Genomic DNA, 18,322 nt, shown 5'->3' with positions numbered 1-18,322 from the left:
GGCCGACTGGCGAGACGGTGCTTACGCCGCCAGATGCATGCGCATAGCATCGGCCCGGCATGAACACGATGACGCTCTGGCACATATCCGGGTGGGGATTCGCCGCGCTCGCCCTCGCGGCGCTGCTCGTCGGCTTCTCCAAGACCGCCGTCAGCGGGGCCAACACCGTCAGCCTCGCCATCTTCGCGGCGGTGCTGCCCGCCCGCGCCTCCACCGGCGTGCTGCTGCCGGTGCTCATCGCGGGCGACGTGCTGGCCGTCCTCACCTACCGGCGCCACGCCCACTGGCCCACGCTGTGGCGGCTGTTCCCGGCGGTGGCGGCCGGGGTGGTCATCGGCACGGTGTTCCTGATGTGGGCCGACGACGGGATCGTACGGACCTCGATCGGCGCGATCCTGCTGCTGATGGCCGCCGTCACGCTGTGGCGGCGGCGCCGCGCCGACGCGGACGAGGCGCCGGACCCGGTCACCAGCCCGGCGGGCCGGATCAAGGCCCGCTCCTACGGTGTGCTCGGCGGCTTCACCACGATGGTCGCCAACGCGGGCGGCCCGGTGATGTCGCTGTACCTGCTGTCCGCGGGCTTCCGGAAGCTGGGCTTCCTGGGGACCTCGGCCTTCTTCTTCCTGATCGTCAACGTGTCCAAGGTGCCCTTCAGCGCCGGTCTCGGTCTGATCGACGGCCGCTCGCTGCTCCTCGACGCCGCGCTCGCGGTGTTCGTCGTGCCGGGCGCGCTCTTCGGCAAGTGGGCTGTGAACAGGATCAACCAGCGGCTGTTCGAGCAGCTGGTGATCGCGGCGACCATCGTGGGCGGCGTCCAGCTGCTACTGCGTTAGCCCGAGCAGCGCGGGCAGGTCCGCGAACGAGTCGAGGACGTGATCCGGGCTGCCGCTCGCCCGCTCATGGGTCTCGGGCAGGTACTTGCCGGTCTTCACGAGCACGCCGGTGATCCCGGCGCGCTGGGCCGCGAGGACGTCCGACTCGATGTCGTCGCCGACCATCAGCGCCCGCTCCGCGCCGACCCCCAGACGGCCCAGCGCCGCTTCGAAGAACGCGGGCGACGGCTTTCCGGTGACCACCGCCTCCACCCCCGCCGCCCGCTCCAGGCCCAGCAGGAACGCCCCCGAGTCCAGCCGCAGCCCCGCGTCGGTCCGCCAGTACAGGTTGCGGTGCATGGCGACCAGCCGCGCACCGCGCTGCAGGTGCCCGAAGGCCCGGTCGAGCGCCGCGTAGCCGAACTCGGGCCCCGCGCCGCCTACGACGACGACCTCGGGGTCGGCGTCCTCCGCCACGAAGCGCACGCCCTCCAGGTCCTCCCCGATGTCCCCGCTGTTGAGCAGCGAGCAGCGCGCGCCGGGGTAGTGCTCGGCGAGGTGGGCGGCGGTGACCGAGGGAGCGGTGAGCACGTCCTCGGCGGCCACGGGGAAACCGGCGTCCGCGAGGGTCGCGGCGATCGATCCACGCGTACGCGAGGTCGTGTTGGTCACCAGCGCCACGGCGAGCCCGGCCGCCCGGATCTGCCGCAGCGCCTCCACCGCACCCGGCAGCGGCTCCCACGACACGGTGAGCACTCCGTCGATGTCGATCAGCACGGCCCGCACGGATTCCATGCCTGGACGATAGCGATCCGGCCCGCGCTTCGGCCCGTACGACATCACGCCCGGCGATCACCGGGTCGGCGGCCCCGTACGCTGACGCCATGTCCCCGCACGCCACGACGCCGCACGTCCTGATCCTCGGCGGTACCACCGAGGCCCGCCGGCTGGCCGCCGGGCTGACGGCGCGTGGCGGGATCCGGGTCACCACATCGCTGGCCGGACGGGTGGCCCGGCCCGTGGCACCGGACGGGGAGGTCCGCGTCGGCGGGTTCGGCGGACAGGACGGTCTCGCCGCGTGGCTGCGCGAGCACGCCGTGGACGCCGTCGTCGACGCCACCCACCCCTTCGCCGCCCGGATCACCGCCCACGCGGCAGGGGCCACTACGGCGGCCGGGCTGCCGCTGCTGGTCCTGCGGCGCCCGGGCTGGCGGCCCGCCCCCGGCGACCGCTGGCACCCGGTCCCCTCCCTGGGCGAAGCCGCCGACGCGCTGCCCGGCCTCGGCCACCGGGTGTTCCTCACCACCGGCCGCCTGGGCCTTGCGGCCTTCGCCCACCTCACCGGCCTGCACTTCGTCGTACGGTCGGTCGAGCCCCCCGAGCCGCCGATGCCCCCCGGCCTCGAAGTCCTCCTGGCCCGCGGCCCGTTCACCCTCGCCGACGAACGGGATCTCCTGCGCGCCCACCGGATCGACGTACTGGTGACGAAGGACAGCGGGGGAGAGGCGACGGCCGCCAAACTGACGGCCGCCCGCGAACTCGGGCTGCCCGTGGTCGTCGTACGCCGCCCGCCGCTGCCGGAGGGCGTGACCGCGCTGCCCGACGTGGCGGCCGTACGGGAGCGCCTGGAACGGCTGGGCCTCAGCCGGCCGTGACCGAGGCCCGATGGCCACCGGGCCGGTCGGGTCAGCCCTCCTTCGGGTGCCGGCGCAGCAGGTAGGTGTCCATGATCCAGCCCTTGCGTTCCCGGGCCTCGGCCCGCAGCCGCTCGATGCGCGGGGCGGCCTCCTCGATCGGGCCGGAGACGAGGATCTCGTCCGGGGTGCCTATGTAGGCGCCCCAGTAGATGTCGATGTCCTCGCCCGCGTACCGCCGGAAGGCCTGGTGGGCGTCGAGCATCACCACCACGTCGTCCACCCCCTCCGGGAAGCCCTCGGCCAGCCGCCGCCCGGTGGTGATCTGCACCGGGCGGGCGACCCGGTTCAGCCCCGTGCGGTGCCGGGCGACGAGCGCGGAGACGCTGCTGATGCCGGGCACGACGTCGTACTCGAAGGCCACGGTGCCCCGCTGGAGCACCTCTTCCAGGACGGCGAGGGTGCTGTCGTACAGCGACGGGTCGCCCCACACCAGGAACGCGCCGGTCTGGTCCTCGCCCAGCTCCCCGGCGATCAGCCGTTCGTAGATGTCGGCCCGGGCGCTGCGCCAGTCCCCGACCGCGGGAGAGTAGGCGGAGCCCCCCGCACTGCGGTCGCGCTCCGGGTCCCGGGCCTGGACGAGCCGGTAGGACCCCTCGGGTATGTGCGTCCGCAGCATGTCCCGGCGCAGCCCTGTCAGGTCGCTCTTGACCTCGCCCTTGTCGAGGAGGAAGAACACGTCCGTGTCCTGGAGCGCCCGGACCGCCTGCAGGGTCAGCTGGTCGGGGTCGCCCGCGCCGATACCGATGACATGAATCTTTCGCACGCCCCCGAGTCTGCCGCATGCCACTGACAGTGCGTGCACCGCCTCCACACGCGCCGCTACGGCGTCCCGGGCCCCCGCAGCCGGGGCGCCCGCGCCCGCGCGTCCACCGGCCCGCCGCCCTCCTCCACGGCCCCGGCCAGCTCCCGCGCCCAGAGGGCGACCCCGTCGACGTCGATCCCGTACGGCCGCCTCTGCCCGCTTTGCGCCGCCCACTCCTCCACGGCACCCGCACCGCGCCGCAGGAGCCTGGCCCCGCCTCCGGCGTTCCCGCGGGCCGCGTGGGTCAGCCCCACCGCCAGCTGCGCCAGGCCCCGCCACAGCGCGCGCTCACCCTCCGGACCCGACTTCCAGGCGTCCTCGAAGACCTCGTGCGCGTGGAACGGCTTCCCCGCCGCCAGCAGCGCCTGCGCCTCACCGACGGTCTCCTGAGGAGTCCGCACGACACCCTCGGGCTGCCGCGCCACCCCCTCCGTGCCGTACGGCAGGGGCCGCCCCAGCCCGTCCCGGGGCCGCGCGTTGCGCGCCCGCCCCGCACTGTCCCGGTCCCGTGCCTGCGCCGGCCCGCCGTTTCCGCCTGTGCTGCCCATACGCCCGATTGTCCACTCCCGCCCGGAGCCCCTTTCGGACCGGCCCCCGGCGTACGGTAAAGTGCTGTCCGCGCGCTCGCACGACTCACCGTGCGTGAGCGCACCGGGACGTGGCGCAGCTTGGTAGCGCACTTGACTGGGGGTCAAGGGGTCGCAGGTTCAAATCCTGTCGTCCCGACGGTCTTGACGGGCTCGGAGCCCGGCGAGGGCCTTGCTCCACTTCGGTGGAGCAAGGCCCTCGATCATGTCCGGGAGGCGTTACTGGCCCACTCTTCCGTCGACGCACTCGCGCAACAGGTCGGCGTGCCCGCAGTGACGGGCGTACTCCTCGATCCTGTGCACCAGCAGCTCCCGGACCGCGATCCCGTCCTTGCCCAGCCGCTCGCCCAGATCCGGGTGCCCGGCCAGCGCGGCGTCGGTCGCGGCCTGCTCGCGCTCCAGGTCGGCGTACGCGGCGTCGACCTCGGCCTGATCGGCAACGGCTCCGTCGAAGTCCGCGTCACGCTTGCCGTACAGCTTCGGCACCGGATCACCGTCGCTGATCCAGTTGCGCCAGTCCCGTTCCACCTCGGCGAGGTGCCGGAGAAGGCCGAGCAGCGACATCGTCGACGGCGGAACCGACCGACGGGCCAGTTGCTCCGCATCCAGGCCCTCGCACTTCATCCGCAGGGTCATGCGGTAGTTCGTCAGGAAGTCCTGCAGCGTCGCGAGCTCGCCGTCCGGACTGGCACCGTCGCTGTCGCGGGGGTCGTCGTCCGGGTCGGCCCACATGTCGGGGTACACGGTCGCCCGGCTCCATCGTGCGGGTTGGTCATTCATGCGTGCCATGGTCGGCCGTGAGGGCCCGAGCCCGCTAGAGCCCGGCGTGCGAAGGGTTCCGCACGGCCGGCCGCCGCGCACTGGGCGCGCCGCCCGCCCGCCGTCGACGTACCCTCCTGGGGAGAGGCCCTGGCCGAGGCCGAGGAGCAGGTCATGACCACACTTCCGACCGCCCACTCCGTCCGCACCACCCCGGAGGGCATCCTGTGGGAGCCCAGCGAGCGCTGGGTGCGCGGTGTGAAGGGCGAGATCACCGTCGTGGACAGCCGGCACCCCGTGCTCGTGTGGGAGCCCGGGCTGCCCGTCCCCCAGTACGCCTTCCCCCGCGAGGAGGTCCGCGCCGATCTTCTGCGCCCGGCGGCGCATCCCCCGACCGGCGCGCACGCCGGGTCGCGCAGCTTCTACGACCTGGACGTCGGCGGCGAGCTGCTGGCGAACGCGGCCTGGACCTACCCCGGCCGCCAGCTGGCCGGATATGTCGCCTTCGCCTGGTTCATGACCGCGGCCAGAGGGCTCGACCACTGGTACGAGGAGGAGGAAGAGATCTTCGTCCACCCCCGTGACCCGCACAAACGCGTCGACGCCCTGCCGAGCAGCCGCCATGTCACGGTCGAGATCGACGGCACGGTCGCGGCGGACACCCGGCGCCCCGTGCTGCTGTTCGAGACCGGCCTGCCGACGCGGTTCTACATCCCCCGCGAGGACGTCCGCCTCGACCTGTTCGCCCCCACCGACCACAGCAGCAGATGCCCGTACAAGGGCGTCGCCGAGTACTGGTCCTGGCGGGGCGACGCGGACGTGCCGTCCAACATCGTCTGGAGCTATCCGGACCCCCTGCCCGCGGTGGGCGCGGTCAGGGGGCTCCTCGCCTTCTACAACGAGGCCGTCGACGTCACGGTGGACGGCGAACGCCGCAAACGCCCCGTCACCCTGTTCACCTGGGCCCTCTTCGACAGACCCGAGGCGAGCAGGGCCTAGGCGAGCAGGGCCTGGGAGGGCGTGCCCGCGCGCGGCTCCCGCAGCACGGCCACGTCACCCGGCGCCAGCGTGACCGAGCCCGCGGTCTCCTTGCCGGTGAGGAGTTCCGTGGCGCCGTCGGGGACGGGGATCTGCGCGCCCCGCCCGGCGTGGTCGATGAGGAACACGTAGTCCGCGTCCGCGCCGCGCCGCCGGACCACCTCGACGCCCGCGGGCACTTCGCGCACCGGCTCCACGCCCGCCTCCGCGCGCACCCGGCCGAGGAGCGCGGCGAGGGTGTCGGGGTCCGGGAGCGTCGCCACGTACCAGGCGGCGCCCGCCCCGTGCGCGCGCCGGGTCACGGCCGGTACGCCCGCGAGCGGGCCGTCCGTGTACGAGGCGACCGCCTCGGCGCCCGCCAGGGCGAGCCGCTCCGACCACAGCGTGCCCGTGGCTCCCTCCGGCACGCTTCCGGCCAGGCCGACCGACTCGCCGGGCAGCAGCGGGAACGGCTCGTCGCTCCGCACGCCCAGCACCTCCCGGAACGCGCCCGGGTAACCGCCCAGCCGCACATGGCAGTTCTCGTCCACCGCGCCACTGTGGAAGCCCACGGCGAGGGTGCCGCCGCGCTCGGCGTACGAGGTGAGGTTCGCGGCGCCCGCGTCGTCCACGAGGTACAGGCTGGGGGCGAGGACCAGGCGGTACGCAGAGAGGTCGGCGTCCGGGCGGACGAAGTCCACGGCCACCCCGGCCCGCCACAGCGGCTCGTACCAGGCCCGCACCAGGTCCAGATGGCGCAGCTCGCCGCTCGGCTGGGAGGGCAGTTCCAGGGCCCACTGGGCGTTCCAGTCCCACACGATCGCGACCTCGGCCGTACCGGTGCTGCCGCGCACCTCGGCCAGGGCCTTCAGGTCCGCGCCGAGACGCACCACGTCCCGCCAGATCCGGCTGTCCGTGCCCGCGTGCGGCAGCATCGCCGAGTGCCACTGCTCGGCGCCCGCCTTCGCCGCCCGCCACTGGAAGTAGGCGATGCCGTCCGCGCCGTGCGCCACATGGGCGAGGGCGTTGCGCCGCAGCTCGCCCGGGCTCTTGGCCCGGTTGACCGGCTGCCAGTTCACGGCGCCGGTGGAGTGCTCCATCAGCAGCCACGGGCCGCCCGCGAGCGAGCGCATCAGGTCGCCGCTGAGCGCGATGTCGATGTGCGACTCGGCGTCCGTGGACCGGAGATAGTGGTCGTTGGAGACGATGTCCAGCTCCGGGGCCCAGCGCCAGTAGTCCAGCGCCTCGAAGCTGAAGTTCACCATGAAGTTGGTGGTGGCCGGCACCGACGGTGCCGCCGCGCGCAGCACGTCCCGTTCCGCCGTGTACAGGGACAGCAGCTCGTCCGAGCAGAAGCGCCGCCAGTCCAGTTGGTGAGTGGGGTTGGGCACGGCGCCGGTGGCCCGCGGCGGGAGGATCTCGTCCCAGTCGTAGTACCACTGGCTCCAGAAGGTGGTGCCCCAGGCGTCGTTGAGCGCGTCCAGGTCGCCGTACCGGGCCCGCAGCCAGCCGCGGAACGCCGCCGCGCTGGTGTCGCAGTAGCAGGCCGCGTTGTGGCAGCCGTACTCGTTGTGGACGTGCCACATCGCCACCGCCGGGTGGTCGGCGTAGCGCCGGGCCAGCTGGTCCGCGATGCGCAGGGCCGCCCTGCGGTAGGCGGGGCTGCTCGGGCAGAACGTCTGGCGGCTGCCGTACGAGAGCCCGCGGCCGTCCTGGTCCACCGGCAGCGCCTCCGGGTGGGCCCGGAAGAACCACGCGGGCGGCGCCGCGGTCGGCGTGGCGAGGTCGGCGGCGATGCCGTTCTCGCGCAGCAGGCCGAGGATCCTGTCCATCCGTGAGAAGTCGTACACGCCCTCGGAGGGCTCCATCAGCGCCCAGGAGAAGATGCCGACGCTGACCATGGTCACCCCGGCCTCGCGCATCAGGCGGACGTCCTCGGCCCACACCTCCTCGGGCCACTGCTCGGGGTTGTAGTCGCCGCCGTAGGCGATGCCGGGGACGGACAGGGTGTGCTTCATCGGGCGTCTTTCGTGAGGAGGCGGCGCGTGGTCTGAACGCCCCACCGGTCGAGGGAGAGCAGACGGTCGCTGGAGGCCATCAGACCGCCGGTGGCCTCCACGTGCGCGGCCCAGCGCTCACGGGTCTCCACCGCCGGACGGGCCATCAGGCAGTCGGGGTCGTTGGTCCAGAGCCGGCCGTGCTGCCACTGGCGGGCGGCGCCGGTGAACTCGGCCGGGTCCTGCCCGGGCTGGCTGTAGTCGCCGGCCTCGGGGCGGCGGTGCGGGGCCGTGTCGGGGCTGACCCGCATCGCGTCGAACAGGCCGAGGGAGGGGAGGACGGGCGCGCCGCAGCCCAGCAGATAGGCGCCCTCGCCGATCGCCTCCCGGATCAGGCCGATGCCCGCCCGGTAGGCGGCCGGCGCGTCCGCGTCCTCGTGGCGTACGCCGTCCAGCGCGCCCGCGTAGAGGAAGTCGACCTTGAAGTAGTCGTAGCCCTCGGCGCGCAGGGTCCGGAAGACCTCGGCCAGGTACGCCGCCGCCTCGGGGTGGGTGGTGTCCAGGACGCACAGGTCGTGGCCCCAGTTGCGGCCCGCGTGCGCGAAACCGCCCTCGGCGTCGCGTACCAGCCACTCGGGGTGCTCGGCCGCGAGGTCGCTCGCCGGGTCCACCAGGAACGGCGCCGTCCAGATCCCGGCCCGGCGGCCCCGGGCCCGGATGGCGTCCGCGATCCCGGCGCGGGAGCGGAAGCGGCCGGAGAGGGTGAGCCAGTCGCCCAGCGCCTTCTGATAGCCGTCGTCGATCTGGACCACGTCGATCGGCAGGTCGAGGGTGTCCATCGCACGAAGGTTCTCGTGGATGTCCTCCTCGGTGACGGCGGTGAAGTACTCGTACCAGGAGCACCAGACGGTGGGCGCGGGGCCGGGTTCCTCCAGGCCGAGGCTGTCGGCCCAGTCGGCGAGGGCGCCCTGGATGCCGCCGGGGCCAAGGTAGGAGTAGAAGTCCACCTTGCCGTCGGCACTGATCTCCGCCCGGCCGTCGCGCACCTCCAGCCGGATGGAGGGTACGGAGGCCGACGGATCGGCCGCCGCGCACACGACGACCGGTCCGTCCTCGCCCTTGGGCGCCAGGGCGAGCAGCCCCTCCCCCTGGAAGACCCCGGCGGGCACGGTGACCCCGGGCCGGTAGCAGACGGTCGCCCAGTTGTCGTTCGTCGGGCGGTACGGCCTGGCGTCGAGGGCGTAGGTGCCGCTGGGGCTCCAGGACTGCCAGCCCTCCTCGTGGACGCGCGCGGTGCGCGGGTCCACGGGGACCGAGGCGACCGGGGTGAAGGGGTGGTGCACGGGCTTCTCTTTCGCGGAAAAGGGGGGCGTCAGCCCTTGTTGGCACCCAGCGTCAGACCGCTCACGAACTGCCGCTGCAGCACGAAGTACACGATCAGCGTGGGGATCGCGGTGAGCAGGGCGCCGGCGGCGACCAGGTTGGGGTCGGTGAAGTACTGGCCGGAGAGATTGTTCAGCGCCGAGGTGATCGGCATGTTCTCGCCGGTGGAGATCAGCACGATGGCCCAGAAGAAGTCGTTGTAGATCCAGATGGACAGCAACGTCGCCAGGGCGGCCATCGCGGGCTTGCACAGCGGCAGCACGATCTGCCAGTACATCCGCCACACCGACGCGCCGTCGACCAGCGCGGCCTCCGTCAGCTCGTGCGGCAGCATCCGCATGTAGTTGCTCAGCACGAAGGCGCAGAAACCGGACTGGAACGCCACGTGGATGAGGACCAGGCCGAGGGCGGAGTCGTACAGCTTGCCGCTGACCGTGATGCCGGGCAGGTCGATCAGCAGGTACATGCGGTACAGCGGGGTGATGATGACCTGCTGCGGCAGCAGGTTGCCGGCCGTGAAGACCAGCAGCAGGGCGATGTTGAGCCGGAAGTCGAAGCGGCTGACGTAGAACGCGACCATCGACGACAGCAGCAGCGTCAGCAGCACGGCGGGCACCGCGATCAGCAGCGTGTTGCCGAAGTAGTGCATCATGTCGGACTGCTCGAACGCGTTCTTGAAGTTGTCGAGGCTCAGCTTGTCCGGCCAGGAGACGTAACCCTTGTCGCTGGTCTCCGAGTACGGGCGCAGTGCCGCGAACACCGCCCACAGCAGCGGGGCGAGCCAGGCCAGCGAGGTGACGACGAGGAACACGTGCAGCAGGACCCGGGCCGGGCGGACCGGGGTGCGCTGCCGGGCGAGCGCGGCGGTGGGGGTGCTCATGCGCGCCGCTCCTTCCGGAAGGTCGCGATCAGGTACGGGATGATGACCGCCAGGGAGATCACCAGCAGGACGACGGCGATCGCCGACCCGTATCCGATCCGGCTGGACTCGCCGATGATGTTGTTGGTGATCAGGATCGACAGCAGCTCGGTGCCCTGGGCGCCCTTGTTGAAGACGAACACCAGGTCGAAGGCGCGCAGCGCCTCGATGATGGTGACGACCAGGACGACCGTGTTGGTGGGCCGCAGCGTCGGGAAGATGACGTTCTTGAACGTCTGCCACTCGTTCGCGCCGTCCAGCGAGGACGCCTCGCGCAGGGACGGGTCGACGCCCTTCAGGCCGGCCAGGTACAGGATCATCATGTAGCCGGTGTGCCGCCAGGACGCGGCGACCAGGACGGCCCACAGGTTGAGGTGCGGGTCGCCGATCCAGTCGATGTAGTGGCCGGGCTTGTTGGCGCCGATGAGGCTGTTGATCAGGCCCGTGTCGGGGTTGTAGACGAGCTGCCAGACGAATCCGGTGACCGCCAGCGACACCACGACCGGCAGGAAGAACGCGGTCTGGTAGACGCGGCTGAAGCGGATCCTCTTGTCCAGCTGGACGGCCAGGAACAGGCCCATCGGCGTCGGGACCAGTATGAGTACGACGAACCAGATGATGTTGTGCTGGACGGCGGGCCAGAACTGCGGGTTGTCGCTGAACAGCTGTTTGAAGTTGTCCAGGCCCACCCACTTGATCGAGTCGAAGCCGATGCCGTCCCAGGTGGTGAAGGCCAGGGCGATCGAGGCGAGGGCGGTGACCCAGACGAGGGCCACGTGCAAGACCGTGGGCACGCCGGCCATGAAGGCGAGCGTGACGCGGTCACGGCGGGTCAGCAGGCGCTTGTGGCCCTGCGGGACCCGCTTCTTCTCAGGCGCGGGGCCCGGAGGCGGCACGGGGGCCGCCTCCGGGCTCTTCGAGGTGGTGTCGGTGGTCATGCGGAGGCGAAGATCGTCTTCTTCTGGCGCTCGATCGAGGACAGTAGGCTGTCGACGCCCTTGGGGTTCTGGAGGAACTTCTGCAGTCCGGGCTGCATCACCGTGGAGGTGAAGTCGGGCCGACTGTCGCGGTCCATGAACTGCGTCAGGCTCTTGGCCCCGCTGATCATCGCGTACGCCTTCTTCTGCAGGGCGGTGTACGACGACGTGTCCGCCTTGCTGGAGGCGGCCACCACACTGGAGTCGGCCTTCAGGTAGATGGCCTCGGCCTCCGGGGTGCCCAGGTACTCCAGCAGCTTCACGACACCGTCGTGGTTCTTCGGGGACTTGCTGACCATGAAGCCGTCGGTGGGCGCCTCGACGGTGTCCTGGCCGTACGCGGAGTTCATCTCCGGGAAGGCGAAGAAGTCCAGGTCCTCCACGTCGGCCTTGTTGGTGAACTGCTGCGCCACGAAGGAGCCCAGGAGGTACATGCCGGCCTTCTTCGACACCAGGGTCTGGGCGGCGTCCTGCCAGGTGCGGCCCATGAAACCGTCCTGGTGGTAGGGCAGGATCTCGGCCCAGTGGTCGAAGACGGCCTTCACCTTGGCGTCGGTCCACGACTCCTTGCCCGCCATCAGGGACGTGTGGAAGTCGTAGCCGTTGAGGCGGAAGTTGATCTGGTCGAAGGTGCCCATCGCTGGCCAGGCGTCCTTGTCGCCGAAGGCGATCGGGACCAGGCCGTCCTTCTTCATCTGCTTGCACAGGGCGACGAGTTGGTCCCAGGTGGTGGGGACCTCGTACCCGTGCTGCTTGAACACGCTCTTGCGGTAGAAGAGCGCCCACGGGTACGTGTACAGCGGAACGAAGTAGTACTTGCCGTCCTCGCCCTTGCTGAGCTTCTTCATCGCGTCGGGGAAGTTGTCCCCGATCTTCGCCCACACGTCGTCGATCGGCGAGGCGAGCTTCTTGGCCGCGAAGAACTGCATGCGGTAGCCCGCGAACCAGGTGAACACGTCGTCCGGCGTGCCCTGCAGGTAGGAGTTGATCTGCTCCTGGAAGGTGTTGTGGTCCTTGGTGTTGACGTCGACCTTGATGCCGGACTGCTTCGTGAAGGCCGCGTAGATCTGAGCGAACGCCTTCTTCGGCACCGCGTCGGAGGAGTTGGAGCCGAGGGAGACGGTCTTCGGGTCGGAGGACGAGCCGCTGCTGCCGCAGGCGGACAGCAGGGGTATGCCGGCGCCGGCGAGGACGGCGGCTCCGCCCGCTCCGCGCAGGAGGGAACGGCGGCTGGGACCCGGGAGGGCAAGACCGGAGGGGGAGAGGCGCATGGCGGCTCCTGAAAAGGCAGGGCTCGGACAAGGGGAGAGCCGGTCTCCGAAAGGTCCTCGAAACCGATCAGAAACCAACTCGACCGAACATCGTGGGCGTAATAACAGCCGCATGTCCGCTCATGCGTCAATACCTTCCGTCCGTCTCGTGCGTCTCTTGCCCGAAACGTAATCGACACGGCCACCAGCGACTTCGTTCACAAAGTGACGGTCACGGCCTGACCAGCAGCTGGAAGTCGAATGCGTACCGCGAGGCCCGGTACACGTGGGTCCCGTACTCGACCGGGCGGCCCGTGTCGTCGTACGCCGTGCGCTGCATCGTGAGCAGGGCGGCGCCCTCCGTCTCGTCGAGGCGGACGGCCTCCTCGGCGGTGGCGCGGCGGGCGCCTATGGTCTGCCGGGCGCTGTGCAGGGTGATCCCCGCGGTGCGCATCATCCGGTACAGACCGGTCGACTCCAGCCGGGCGGTGTCGAGTTCCAGCAGGGCGGCGGGCAGGTAGTTGCACAGGAACGCCACGGGCTGGCCGTGCGTGAAGCGCAGCCGTTCCACGACCGTGACCTCGCCGCCCTCCGCCATGCCGAGCGCGGCGGCCACGTCGGCGCTCGCCGGCACCGGCTCGTTGCGCAGCACCCGCGTCGTCGGGCCCTGCCCGGCCGACTCCAGGTCGTCGTAGAGGCTGCTGAGTTCCAGGGGCCGCTTGACCTGGCTGTGCACGACCTGCGTGCCCACGCCCCGGCGGCGCACCAGCAGCCCCTTGTCCACGAGGGACTGGATCGCCTGTCTGACCGTCGGCCGGGACAGGCCCAGCCGGACGGACAGGTCGATCTCGTTGCCCAGCAGGTTCCCCGGAGCCAGCAGCCCGTGTTCGATCGCCGACTCCAGCTGCTGGGCGAGCTGGTAGTACAGCGGCACCGGACTGGTCCGGTCCAGGGCGAAGTCCAGGGAGTCGAGCGCGCAGACGGTCGCGGGGCGGGCGCGGTCACCGGTCCGGGCCATCGGGACACCTCCTTCGGGGGTGGGGGTCACAGGTGCCGGCGGCGGTCGGCGACCTGCCGGTCGTAGTCCCCGCGGGCCCGTACGGCGGCCTCGCGGGTGGCGGTCTCGGCGACCGGTACGTCCCACCAGGCCTCGGCCGGGGGAGCCGTGGGGCTGGGACTCCTGGGGTCCGTCTCCACGTACACGCAGGTCGGCCGGTCGGCGGCGCGGGCCGTGGCGAGCGCCTCGCGCAGCTCCCGGACGGTCTTGGCGCGCAGCACGTCCATGCCGAGGCTGGCCGCGTTGGCGGCGAGGTCCACCGGCAGCGGGGCGCCCGTGAAGGTGCCGTCGGCGGCGCGATGGCGGTACGCGGTGCCGAAGCGCTCGCCGCCCACCGACTCCGACAGGCCGCCGATGGAGGCGTAGCCGTGGTTCTGGATCAGCACCAGCTTGACCGGCAGCCGCTCCTGCACGGCCGTGACGATCTCGGTCGGCATCATCAGGTACGTGCCGTCGCCGACCAGCGACCAGACCACGGTGTCCGGGGCGGCCTGCTGGACGCCGATGCCCGCCGGGATCTCGTAGCCCATGCACGAGTAGCCGTACTCCAGGTGGTACTGGCGCCGGCCGCGTGCCCGCCACAGCTTGTGCAGGTCGCCGGGGAGCGAGCCCGCCGCGTTGATGACCACGTCGTCCTCGCCGACCACCGCGTCCAGGGCGCCCAGCACCTGCGTCTGGGTCGGCGCGGCGTCCTCGTCGGCGGCCCGGTAGGCGCTCTGGACGACCTGCTCCCAGCGCTCCTTGCCCGCCCGGTACCCGGCCTCGTACGCCGGGTCCACGCGGTACCCGGCCAGCGCCTCGCCGAGGGCCTCCAGGGCGGCCCGGGCATCGGCCACCACAGCCTTGGCGGCCAGCTTGTGGGCGTCGAAGCCGGTGATGTTGACGCCCAGGAAGCGGACGGCCGGGTTCTGGAACAGCGTGCCGGAGGCGGTGGTGAAGTCGGTGTACCGGGTGCCGACCCCGATGACCAGGTCGGCGGTGCGGGCGAGGTCGTCGGCGACCGCCGTGCCGGTGTGGCCGATGCCGCCCACGTCGGCGGGGTGGTCGTGGCGCAGCGAGCCCTTGCCCGCCTGGGTCGAGGCGACCGGGATGCCGGTGGCGTCCACCAGGGCCCTGAGCGCCTCCTCGGCCCGGCTGTGGTGGACGCCGCCGCCCGCGACGATCAGCGGCCGTGCGGCGGCGCGGACCGCCCGTACGGCCGCGGCGAGTTCCACCGGGTCCGGGGCGGGACGGCGTACGCGCCAGACACGCTCGGCGAAGAACTCCTCGGGCCAGTCGTAGCCTTGTGCCTGCACGTCCTGCGGCAGCGCCAGGGTGACCGCGCCGGTCTCCGCCGGGTCGGCGAGCACCCGCATGGCGTTCAGGGCGGAGGGGATGAGCGCCTCCGGACGGGTGACGCGGTCGAAGTAGCGGGAGACCGGGCGCAGGGTGTCGTTGACGGACACATCGGCCTCGGTCGGGTGCTCCAGCTGCTGCAGCAGCGGGTCGGGGGCGTGCGAGGCGAAGTAGTCGCCGGGCAGGAGCAGCACCGGCAGGCGGTTGATCGTGGCCAGCGCGGCGCCGGTGACCAGGTTCGTCGCGCCGGGGCCGATGGACGTGGTCACGGCCTGCGCGGAGAGACGGTCGAGATGCCGGGCGTGGCCGACGGCCGCGTGCACCATCGCCTGCTCGTTGCGACCCTGGTGGTAGGGCATCACGTCGCCGTACTCCAGGAGCGCCTGCCCGATCCCGGCGACGTTGCCGTGGCCGAAGATGCCCCAGGTTCCGGCGATCAGCCGGTGCCGTACGCCGTCGCGTTCGGTGTACTGGACGGACAGGAACCGCACCAGCGCCTGCGCGACGGTCAGGCGGACGCTCGCGTGAGGTGAGTGGCTCATGCCTCACAGGTGTAGGTGCCCGCGGACGACACTGTCAATGGTTTGTACTTACATTCTGACTAGCTCGTGAAATGATGTCTTAACAAAGTATTGACAGCGGGCTCGCCAGGGACTTGGATCCCGTCCCAGCGCAACAGCGTCCTTTCCCCCGTAGGCACAGTGAGGTGCAGGAAAAATGGACCGCTCTTCTCACTCCCGCTCCCGCAGACTGGCCCCCGTCGTGGCCGTGGCCGCCGCGGCAGCACTGACCCTCGCCGGCTGCTCCAGCAGTTCGGGAGGGAAGAAGGCCGAAGAGGGAGGGTCGGACGCCTCCGCGGGCAAGGCCAGCACCCCCCGGATGACGGTGGCGCTCGTGACCCACCAGGCCGCCGGCGACACCTTCTGGGACATCGTCCGCAAGGGCGCCGAGGCCGCCGCCGCCAAGGACAACATCAAGCTCATCTACTCCAACGACCCCAACGCCGGCAACCAGGCGAACCTGGTGCAGAACGCCGTCGACCAGAAGGTCGACGGCATCGCCGTCACCCTCGCCAAGCCGGACGCCATGAAGGGTGTCATCAACAAGGCGACCACCGCGAAGATACCCGTGGTCGGCCTCAACTCGGGCGTCAGCGACTGGAAGAAGCTCGGTCTGCTGGAGTTCTTCGGGCAGGACGAGAGCGTGGCCGGTGAGGCGCTCGGCAAGCGGCTGAACGAGGCCGGCGCCAAGAAGACCGTCTGTGTGATCCAGGAGCAGGGCAACATCGGACTCACCCAGCGCTGCGACGGTGTGAAGAAGACGTTCTCGGGCACGACTGAGACGCTGTACGTGAACGGCACCGACATGCCGTCCGTGAAGTCGACCATCACCGCCAAGCTCAAGCAGGACTCCGCGATCGACTACGTGGTCACCCTCGGCGCCCCCTACGCGCTCACCGCCGTGCAGTCGGTGGGCGACGCGGGCAGCAAGGCCAAAGTAGCCACCTTCGATCTGAACAAGGAGCTGACCAACGCCATCAAGAAGGGCACCATCCAGTTCGCCGTGGACCAGCAGCCCTATCTGCAGGGCTACCTGGCGATCGACTCCCTGTGGCTCTACAAGAACAACGGCAACTACAGCGGCGGCGGCGAGCAGCCGGTGCTGACCGGGCCGGCCTTCGTCGACAAGTCCAACGTCGACACCATCGCCCAGTTCGCCGCGAAGGGCACCCGGTGATGAGCATGACCCAGCACGCGCAGCCGGCGGTGGACACACCGCCGGGTGCCGGCCCTCACAAGAGCGACGGGCGTACCACCGAGCGGCCCCTGGTGATCCGGCTGCTGGCCCGCCCCGAGGTGGGTGTCTTCCTCGGCGCTCTGGCGGTGTTCGTCTTCTTCCTGATCGCGGCGCCCACCGTCCGGCAGGGCAGCTCGATGGCGACGGTCCTCTACCAGTCGTCGACCATCGGGATCATGGCGCTGCCGGTGGCCCTGCTGATGATCGGCGGCGAGTTCGACCTGTCCTCCGGTGTCGCGGTCATCACCTCGGCGCTCACCGCGAGCATGCTCAGCTACCAGCTGACGCTGAACGTGTGGATGGGCGTGATCGTCGCCCTGATCGTCTCGCTCGGCATCGGCGCGTTCAACGGCTGGATGGTGGTGCGCACGGGGCTGCCCAGCTTCCTGGTCACCCTCGGCACCTTCCTGATCCTCCAGGGCGTGAACCTCGCGGTCACCAAGCTGATCACCACCAACGTCGCCACCGACGACATCAGCGACATGGACGGCTTCGACCAGGCTCAGAAGATCTTCGCGTCCTCCTTCGACGTCGGCGGCGTCCAGGTGAAGATCACGGTCGTGTACTGGCTGGTGTTCGCCGCCATCGCCACCTGGGTGCTGCTGCGCACCAAGTACGGCAACTGGATCTTCGCCGTCGGCGGGAACAAGGAGTCCGCCCGCGCGGTCGGTGTCCCCGTCAGGTTCACCAAGATCACGCTCTTCATGACCGTGGGCTTCGGCGCCTGGTTCCTCGGGATGCACCAGTTGTTCTCGTTCAACACCGTGCAGTCCGGTGAGGGTGTGGGCCAGGAGCTGATCTACATCGCGGCGGCCGTGATCGGCGGCTGTCTGCTCACCGGCGGCTACGGTTCCGCGATCGGGCCGGTGTTCGGCGCGTTCATGTTCGGCATGGTGAACCAGGGCATCGTCTACGCCGGCTGGAACCCCGACTGGTTCAAGGCCTTCCTCGGCGTGATGCTGCTCGGCGCCGTCCTGATCAATCTGTGGGTCCAGCGCACGGCGACCCGGAGGTGACCCGAATGAAGACCGACGGAACCGGAACCCACGGCGCCATCCTCCAGGACACCGCGCCCCCCGAGGACGGGGCCCTCGTCGAACTGCGCTGCGCCGGCAAGTCCTACGGCAACATCCGCGCCCTGCACGGCGTCGACCTGAAGGTCCATCCCGGCCGGGTGACCTGCGTGCTCGGCGACAACGGCGCCGGCAAGTCCACCCTCATCAAGATCGTCTCCGGGCTGCACCAGCACACCGAGGGCGACTTCCTCGTCGACAACACCCCCGTCCGCTTCACCAGCCCCCGCGAGGCCCTCGACCGCGGCATCGCCACCGTCTACCAGGACCTCGCCACCGTCCCCCTCATGCCGGTATGGCGCAACTTCTTCCTCGGCTCCGAGATGACCAAGGGCCCCTGGCCCATCCGCCGTCTCGACATCGACACGATGAAGAAGACCGCGGACGAGGAACTGCGCAACATGGGCATCGTCCTCGACGACCTCGAACAGCCCATCGGCACCCTCTCCGGCGGCCAGCGCCAGTGCGTGGCCATCGCCCGCGCCGTCTACTTCGGCGCCCGCGTCCTCATCCTGGACGAGCCCACCGCCGCCCTGGGCGTCAAACAGTCCGGTGTGGTGCTGAAGTACATCGCCGCCGCCCGCGACCGCGGCCTCGGCGTCATCTTCATCACCCACAACCCCCACCACGCCTACATGGTCGGCGACCACTTCAGCGTCCTGCGCCTGGGCACTCTCGAACTCTCCGCCGACCGCACCGAGGTCAGCCTCGAAGAACTCACCAACCACATGGCCGGCGGCGCCGAACTCGCGGCCCTCAAACACGAACTCGCCCAAGTCCGAGGCGTCGACGTGGAGGAACTCCCCGAAGAGAAGGACCTCACCGCGCCCGTGGCGACCTCTCCGGAAGGGACCCCCTGA

General features: G+C 70.8%; 17 protein-coding genes and 1 tRNA gene. 7 read left to right on the top strand and 11 right to left on the bottom strand.

Features of this window, described 5'->3' with window-relative positions; genetic code table 11:
• Nucleotides 1-59: 59 nt before the first annotated feature.
• The gene (locus ACZ7L0_RS01005; RefSeq protein WP_471240251.1) at nucleotides 60-833 is read left to right on the top strand and encodes a sulfite exporter TauE/SafE family protein; all 774 of its coding nucleotides are present in this window, start codon (nucleotides 60-62) and stop codon (nucleotides 831-833) included.
• Here ACZ7L0_RS01005 and ACZ7L0_RS01000 read toward each other — a convergent pair.
• Entirely contained in the window at nucleotides 822-1,607 is a 786-nt protein-coding gene (locus ACZ7L0_RS01000; RefSeq protein ID WP_471240250.1) for an HAD-IIA family hydrolase, read from the bottom strand. The two genes, ACZ7L0_RS01005 and ACZ7L0_RS01000, sit on opposite strands and share 12 nt — an antisense overlap.
• 89 nt (nucleotides 1,608-1,696) lie before the next feature.
• Here ACZ7L0_RS01000 and ACZ7L0_RS00995 point away from each other — a divergent pair, with 89 nt between their 5' ends.
• Entirely contained in the window at nucleotides 1,697-2,467 is a 771-nt protein-coding gene (locus ACZ7L0_RS00995) for a cobalt-precorrin-6A reductase (protein ID WP_471240249.1), read from the top strand.
• A gap of 31 nt (nucleotides 2,468-2,498) precedes the next feature.
• Here ACZ7L0_RS00995 and cobF read toward each other — a convergent pair whose 3' ends face one another.
• Together cobF and ACZ7L0_RS00985 are read right to left on the bottom strand one after the other, a co-directional pair.
• Nucleotides 2,499-3,272, bottom strand: a complete 774-nt coding sequence (cobF, locus tag ACZ7L0_RS00990) for a precorrin-6A synthase (deacetylating) (RefSeq protein WP_471240248.1) — start codon at nucleotides 3,270-3,272, stop codon at nucleotides 2,499-2,501.
• A gap of 56 nt (nucleotides 3,273-3,328) precedes the next feature.
• Nucleotides 3,329-3,859, bottom strand: coding sequence for a DUF309 domain-containing protein (locus ACZ7L0_RS00985; RefSeq protein ID WP_471240247.1), 531 nt, complete (start codon nucleotides 3,857-3,859; stop codon nucleotides 3,329-3,331).
• A gap of 104 nt (nucleotides 3,860-3,963) precedes the next feature.
• On the opposite strand from ACZ7L0_RS00985, the gene ACZ7L0_RS00980 reads away from it, so the two are divergent.
• A tRNA-Pro gene (locus ACZ7L0_RS00980) sits at nucleotides 3,964-4,037 on the top strand.
• Between the two features lie 80 nt (nucleotides 4,038-4,117).
• On the opposite strand, the gene ACZ7L0_RS00975 is transcribed toward ACZ7L0_RS00980, so the two are convergent.
• The gene (locus tag ACZ7L0_RS00975; RefSeq protein WP_471240246.1) at nucleotides 4,118-4,678 is read right to left on the bottom strand and encodes a DinB family protein; all 561 of its coding nucleotides are present in this window, start codon (nucleotides 4,676-4,678) and stop codon (nucleotides 4,118-4,120) included.
• A 153-nt stretch (nucleotides 4,679-4,831) separates the two neighbouring features.
• On the opposite strand from ACZ7L0_RS00975, the gene ACZ7L0_RS00970 reads away from it, so the two are divergent.
• Nucleotides 4,832-5,656 (top strand): DUF427 domain-containing protein, encoded by an 825-nt coding sequence (locus ACZ7L0_RS00970; protein ID WP_471240245.1) that lies wholly within the window; start codon nucleotides 4,832-4,834, stop codon nucleotides 5,654-5,656.
• On the opposite strand, the gene ACZ7L0_RS00965 is transcribed toward ACZ7L0_RS00970, so the two are convergent.
• The 7 genes from ACZ7L0_RS00965 to iolD all read right to left on the bottom strand — a co-directional run bounded on the left by ACZ7L0_RS00965 (nucleotide 5,653) and on the right by iolD (nucleotide 15,134).
• Nucleotides 5,653-7,692: a beta-galactosidase gene (locus ACZ7L0_RS00965; protein WP_471240244.1), complete on the bottom strand. Its 2,040-nt coding sequence runs from the start codon at nucleotides 7,690-7,692 to the stop codon at nucleotides 5,653-5,655. The genes ACZ7L0_RS00970 and ACZ7L0_RS00965 overlap by 4 nt on opposite strands.
• Complete coding sequence (locus ACZ7L0_RS00960; RefSeq protein WP_471240243.1) at nucleotides 7,689-9,014, bottom strand: glycoside hydrolase family 36 protein; 1,326 nt, start codon at nucleotides 9,012-9,014, stop codon at nucleotides 7,689-7,691. The genes ACZ7L0_RS00965 and ACZ7L0_RS00960 overlap by 4 nt, the downstream gene beginning before the upstream one ends.
• A gap of 29 nt (nucleotides 9,015-9,043) precedes the next feature.
• Entirely contained in the window at nucleotides 9,044-9,934 is an 891-nt protein-coding gene (locus ACZ7L0_RS00955) for a carbohydrate ABC transporter permease (protein WP_471240242.1), read from the bottom strand.
• On the bottom strand, nucleotides 9,931-10,911 hold the full coding sequence (locus ACZ7L0_RS00950) for a carbohydrate ABC transporter permease (protein WP_471240241.1): 981 nt from the start codon (nucleotides 10,909-10,911) through the stop codon (nucleotides 9,931-9,933). Before ACZ7L0_RS00950 ends, ACZ7L0_RS00955 begins: the two co-directional genes overlap by 4 nt.
• Complete coding sequence (locus ACZ7L0_RS00945) at nucleotides 10,908-12,221, bottom strand: ABC transporter substrate-binding protein (RefSeq protein ID WP_471240240.1); 1,314 nt, start codon at nucleotides 12,219-12,221, stop codon at nucleotides 10,908-10,910. Before ACZ7L0_RS00945 ends, ACZ7L0_RS00950 begins: the two co-directional genes overlap by 4 nt.
• A gap of 211 nt (nucleotides 12,222-12,432) precedes the next feature.
• On the bottom strand, nucleotides 12,433-13,218 hold the full coding sequence (locus ACZ7L0_RS00940; RefSeq protein ID WP_471240239.1) for a GntR family transcriptional regulator: 786 nt from the start codon (nucleotides 13,216-13,218) through the stop codon (nucleotides 12,433-12,435).
• Nucleotides 13,219-13,244: 26 nt separating this feature from the next.
• Nucleotides 13,245-15,134, bottom strand: coding sequence for a 3D-(3,5/4)-trihydroxycyclohexane-1,2-dione acylhydrolase (decyclizing) (gene iolD / locus ACZ7L0_RS00935; RefSeq protein ID WP_471240238.1), 1,890 nt, complete (start codon nucleotides 15,132-15,134; stop codon nucleotides 13,245-13,247).
• A 175-nt stretch (nucleotides 15,135-15,309) separates the two neighbouring features.
• Between iolD and ACZ7L0_RS00930 the strand changes: the two genes are divergently transcribed.
• From ACZ7L0_RS00930 to ACZ7L0_RS00920, 3 genes are read left to right on the top strand one after another with little or no spacing between them, the layout of a single operon-like run.
• Nucleotides 15,310-16,329: a sugar ABC transporter substrate-binding protein gene (locus ACZ7L0_RS00930; RefSeq protein WP_471240237.1), complete on the top strand. Its 1,020-nt coding sequence runs from the start codon at nucleotides 15,310-15,312 to the stop codon at nucleotides 16,327-16,329.
• Complete coding sequence (locus ACZ7L0_RS00925) at nucleotides 16,329-17,405, top strand: ABC transporter permease (RefSeq protein ID WP_471240236.1); 1,077 nt, start codon at nucleotides 16,329-16,331, stop codon at nucleotides 17,403-17,405. The genes ACZ7L0_RS00930 and ACZ7L0_RS00925 overlap by 1 nt, the downstream gene beginning before the upstream one ends.
• Before the next feature lie 5 nt (nucleotides 17,406-17,410).
• Complete coding sequence (locus tag ACZ7L0_RS00920; protein ID WP_471240235.1) at nucleotides 17,411-18,322, top strand: ATP-binding cassette domain-containing protein; 912 nt, start codon at nucleotides 17,411-17,413, stop codon at nucleotides 18,320-18,322.

This window comes from Streptomyces sp. NPDC039424 (genome assembly GCF_055639495.1).
This window is presented reverse-complemented; position numbering and strand designations above follow the sequence as displayed.

Bases quoted from the DNA above. Each gene is read 5' to 3' on its own strand.
- ACZ7L0_RS00995 (WP_471240249.1), top strand. From the start codon at position 1,697: ATGTCCCCGCACGCCACGACGCCGCACGTCCTGATCCTCGGCGGTACC.
- ACZ7L0_RS01005 (WP_471240251.1), top strand. From the start codon at position 60: ATGAACACGATGACGCTCTGGCACATATCCGGGTGGGGATTCGCCGCG.
- ACZ7L0_RS01000 (WP_471240250.1), bottom strand. From the start codon at position 1,607: ATGGAATCCGTGCGGGCCGTGCTGATCGACATCGACGGAGTGCTCACC.
- ACZ7L0_RS00985 (WP_471240247.1), bottom strand. From the start codon at position 3,859: ATGGGCAGCACAGGCGGAAACGGCGGGCCGGCGCAGGCACGGGACCGG.
- ACZ7L0_RS00970 (WP_471240245.1), top strand. From the start codon at position 4,832: ATGACCACACTTCCGACCGCCCACTCCGTCCGCACCACCCCGGAGGGC.
- ACZ7L0_RS00945 (WP_471240240.1), bottom strand. From the start codon at position 12,221: ATGCGCCTCTCCCCCTCCGGTCTTGCCCTCCCGGGTCCCAGCCGCCGT.
- ACZ7L0_RS00940 (WP_471240239.1), bottom strand. From the start codon at position 13,218: ATGGCCCGGACCGGTGACCGCGCCCGCCCCGCGACCGTCTGCGCGCTC.
- ACZ7L0_RS00930 (WP_471240237.1), top strand. From the start codon at position 15,310: ATGGACCGCTCTTCTCACTCCCGCTCCCGCAGACTGGCCCCCGTCGTG.
- ACZ7L0_RS00950 (WP_471240241.1), bottom strand. From the start codon at position 10,911: ATGACCACCGACACCACCTCGAAGAGCCCGGAGGCGGCCCCCGTGCCG.
- ACZ7L0_RS00925 (WP_471240236.1), top strand. From the start codon at position 16,329: ATGAGCATGACCCAGCACGCGCAGCCGGCGGTGGACACACCGCCGGGT.
- ACZ7L0_RS00975 (WP_471240246.1), bottom strand. From the start codon at position 4,678: ATGAATGACCAACCCGCACGATGGAGCCGGGCGACCGTGTACCCCGAC.
- ACZ7L0_RS00955 (WP_471240242.1), bottom strand. From the start codon at position 9,934: ATGAGCACCCCCACCGCCGCGCTCGCCCGGCAGCGCACCCCGGTCCGC.
- iolD (WP_471240238.1), bottom strand. From the start codon at position 15,134: ATGAGCCACTCACCTCACGCGAGCGTCCGCCTGACCGTCGCGCAGGCG.
- ACZ7L0_RS00965 (WP_471240244.1), bottom strand. From the start codon at position 7,692: ATGAAGCACACCCTGTCCGTCCCCGGCATCGCCTACGGCGGCGACTAC.
- ACZ7L0_RS00920 (WP_471240235.1), top strand. From the start codon at position 17,411: ATGAAGACCGACGGAACCGGAACCCACGGCGCCATCCTCCAGGACACC.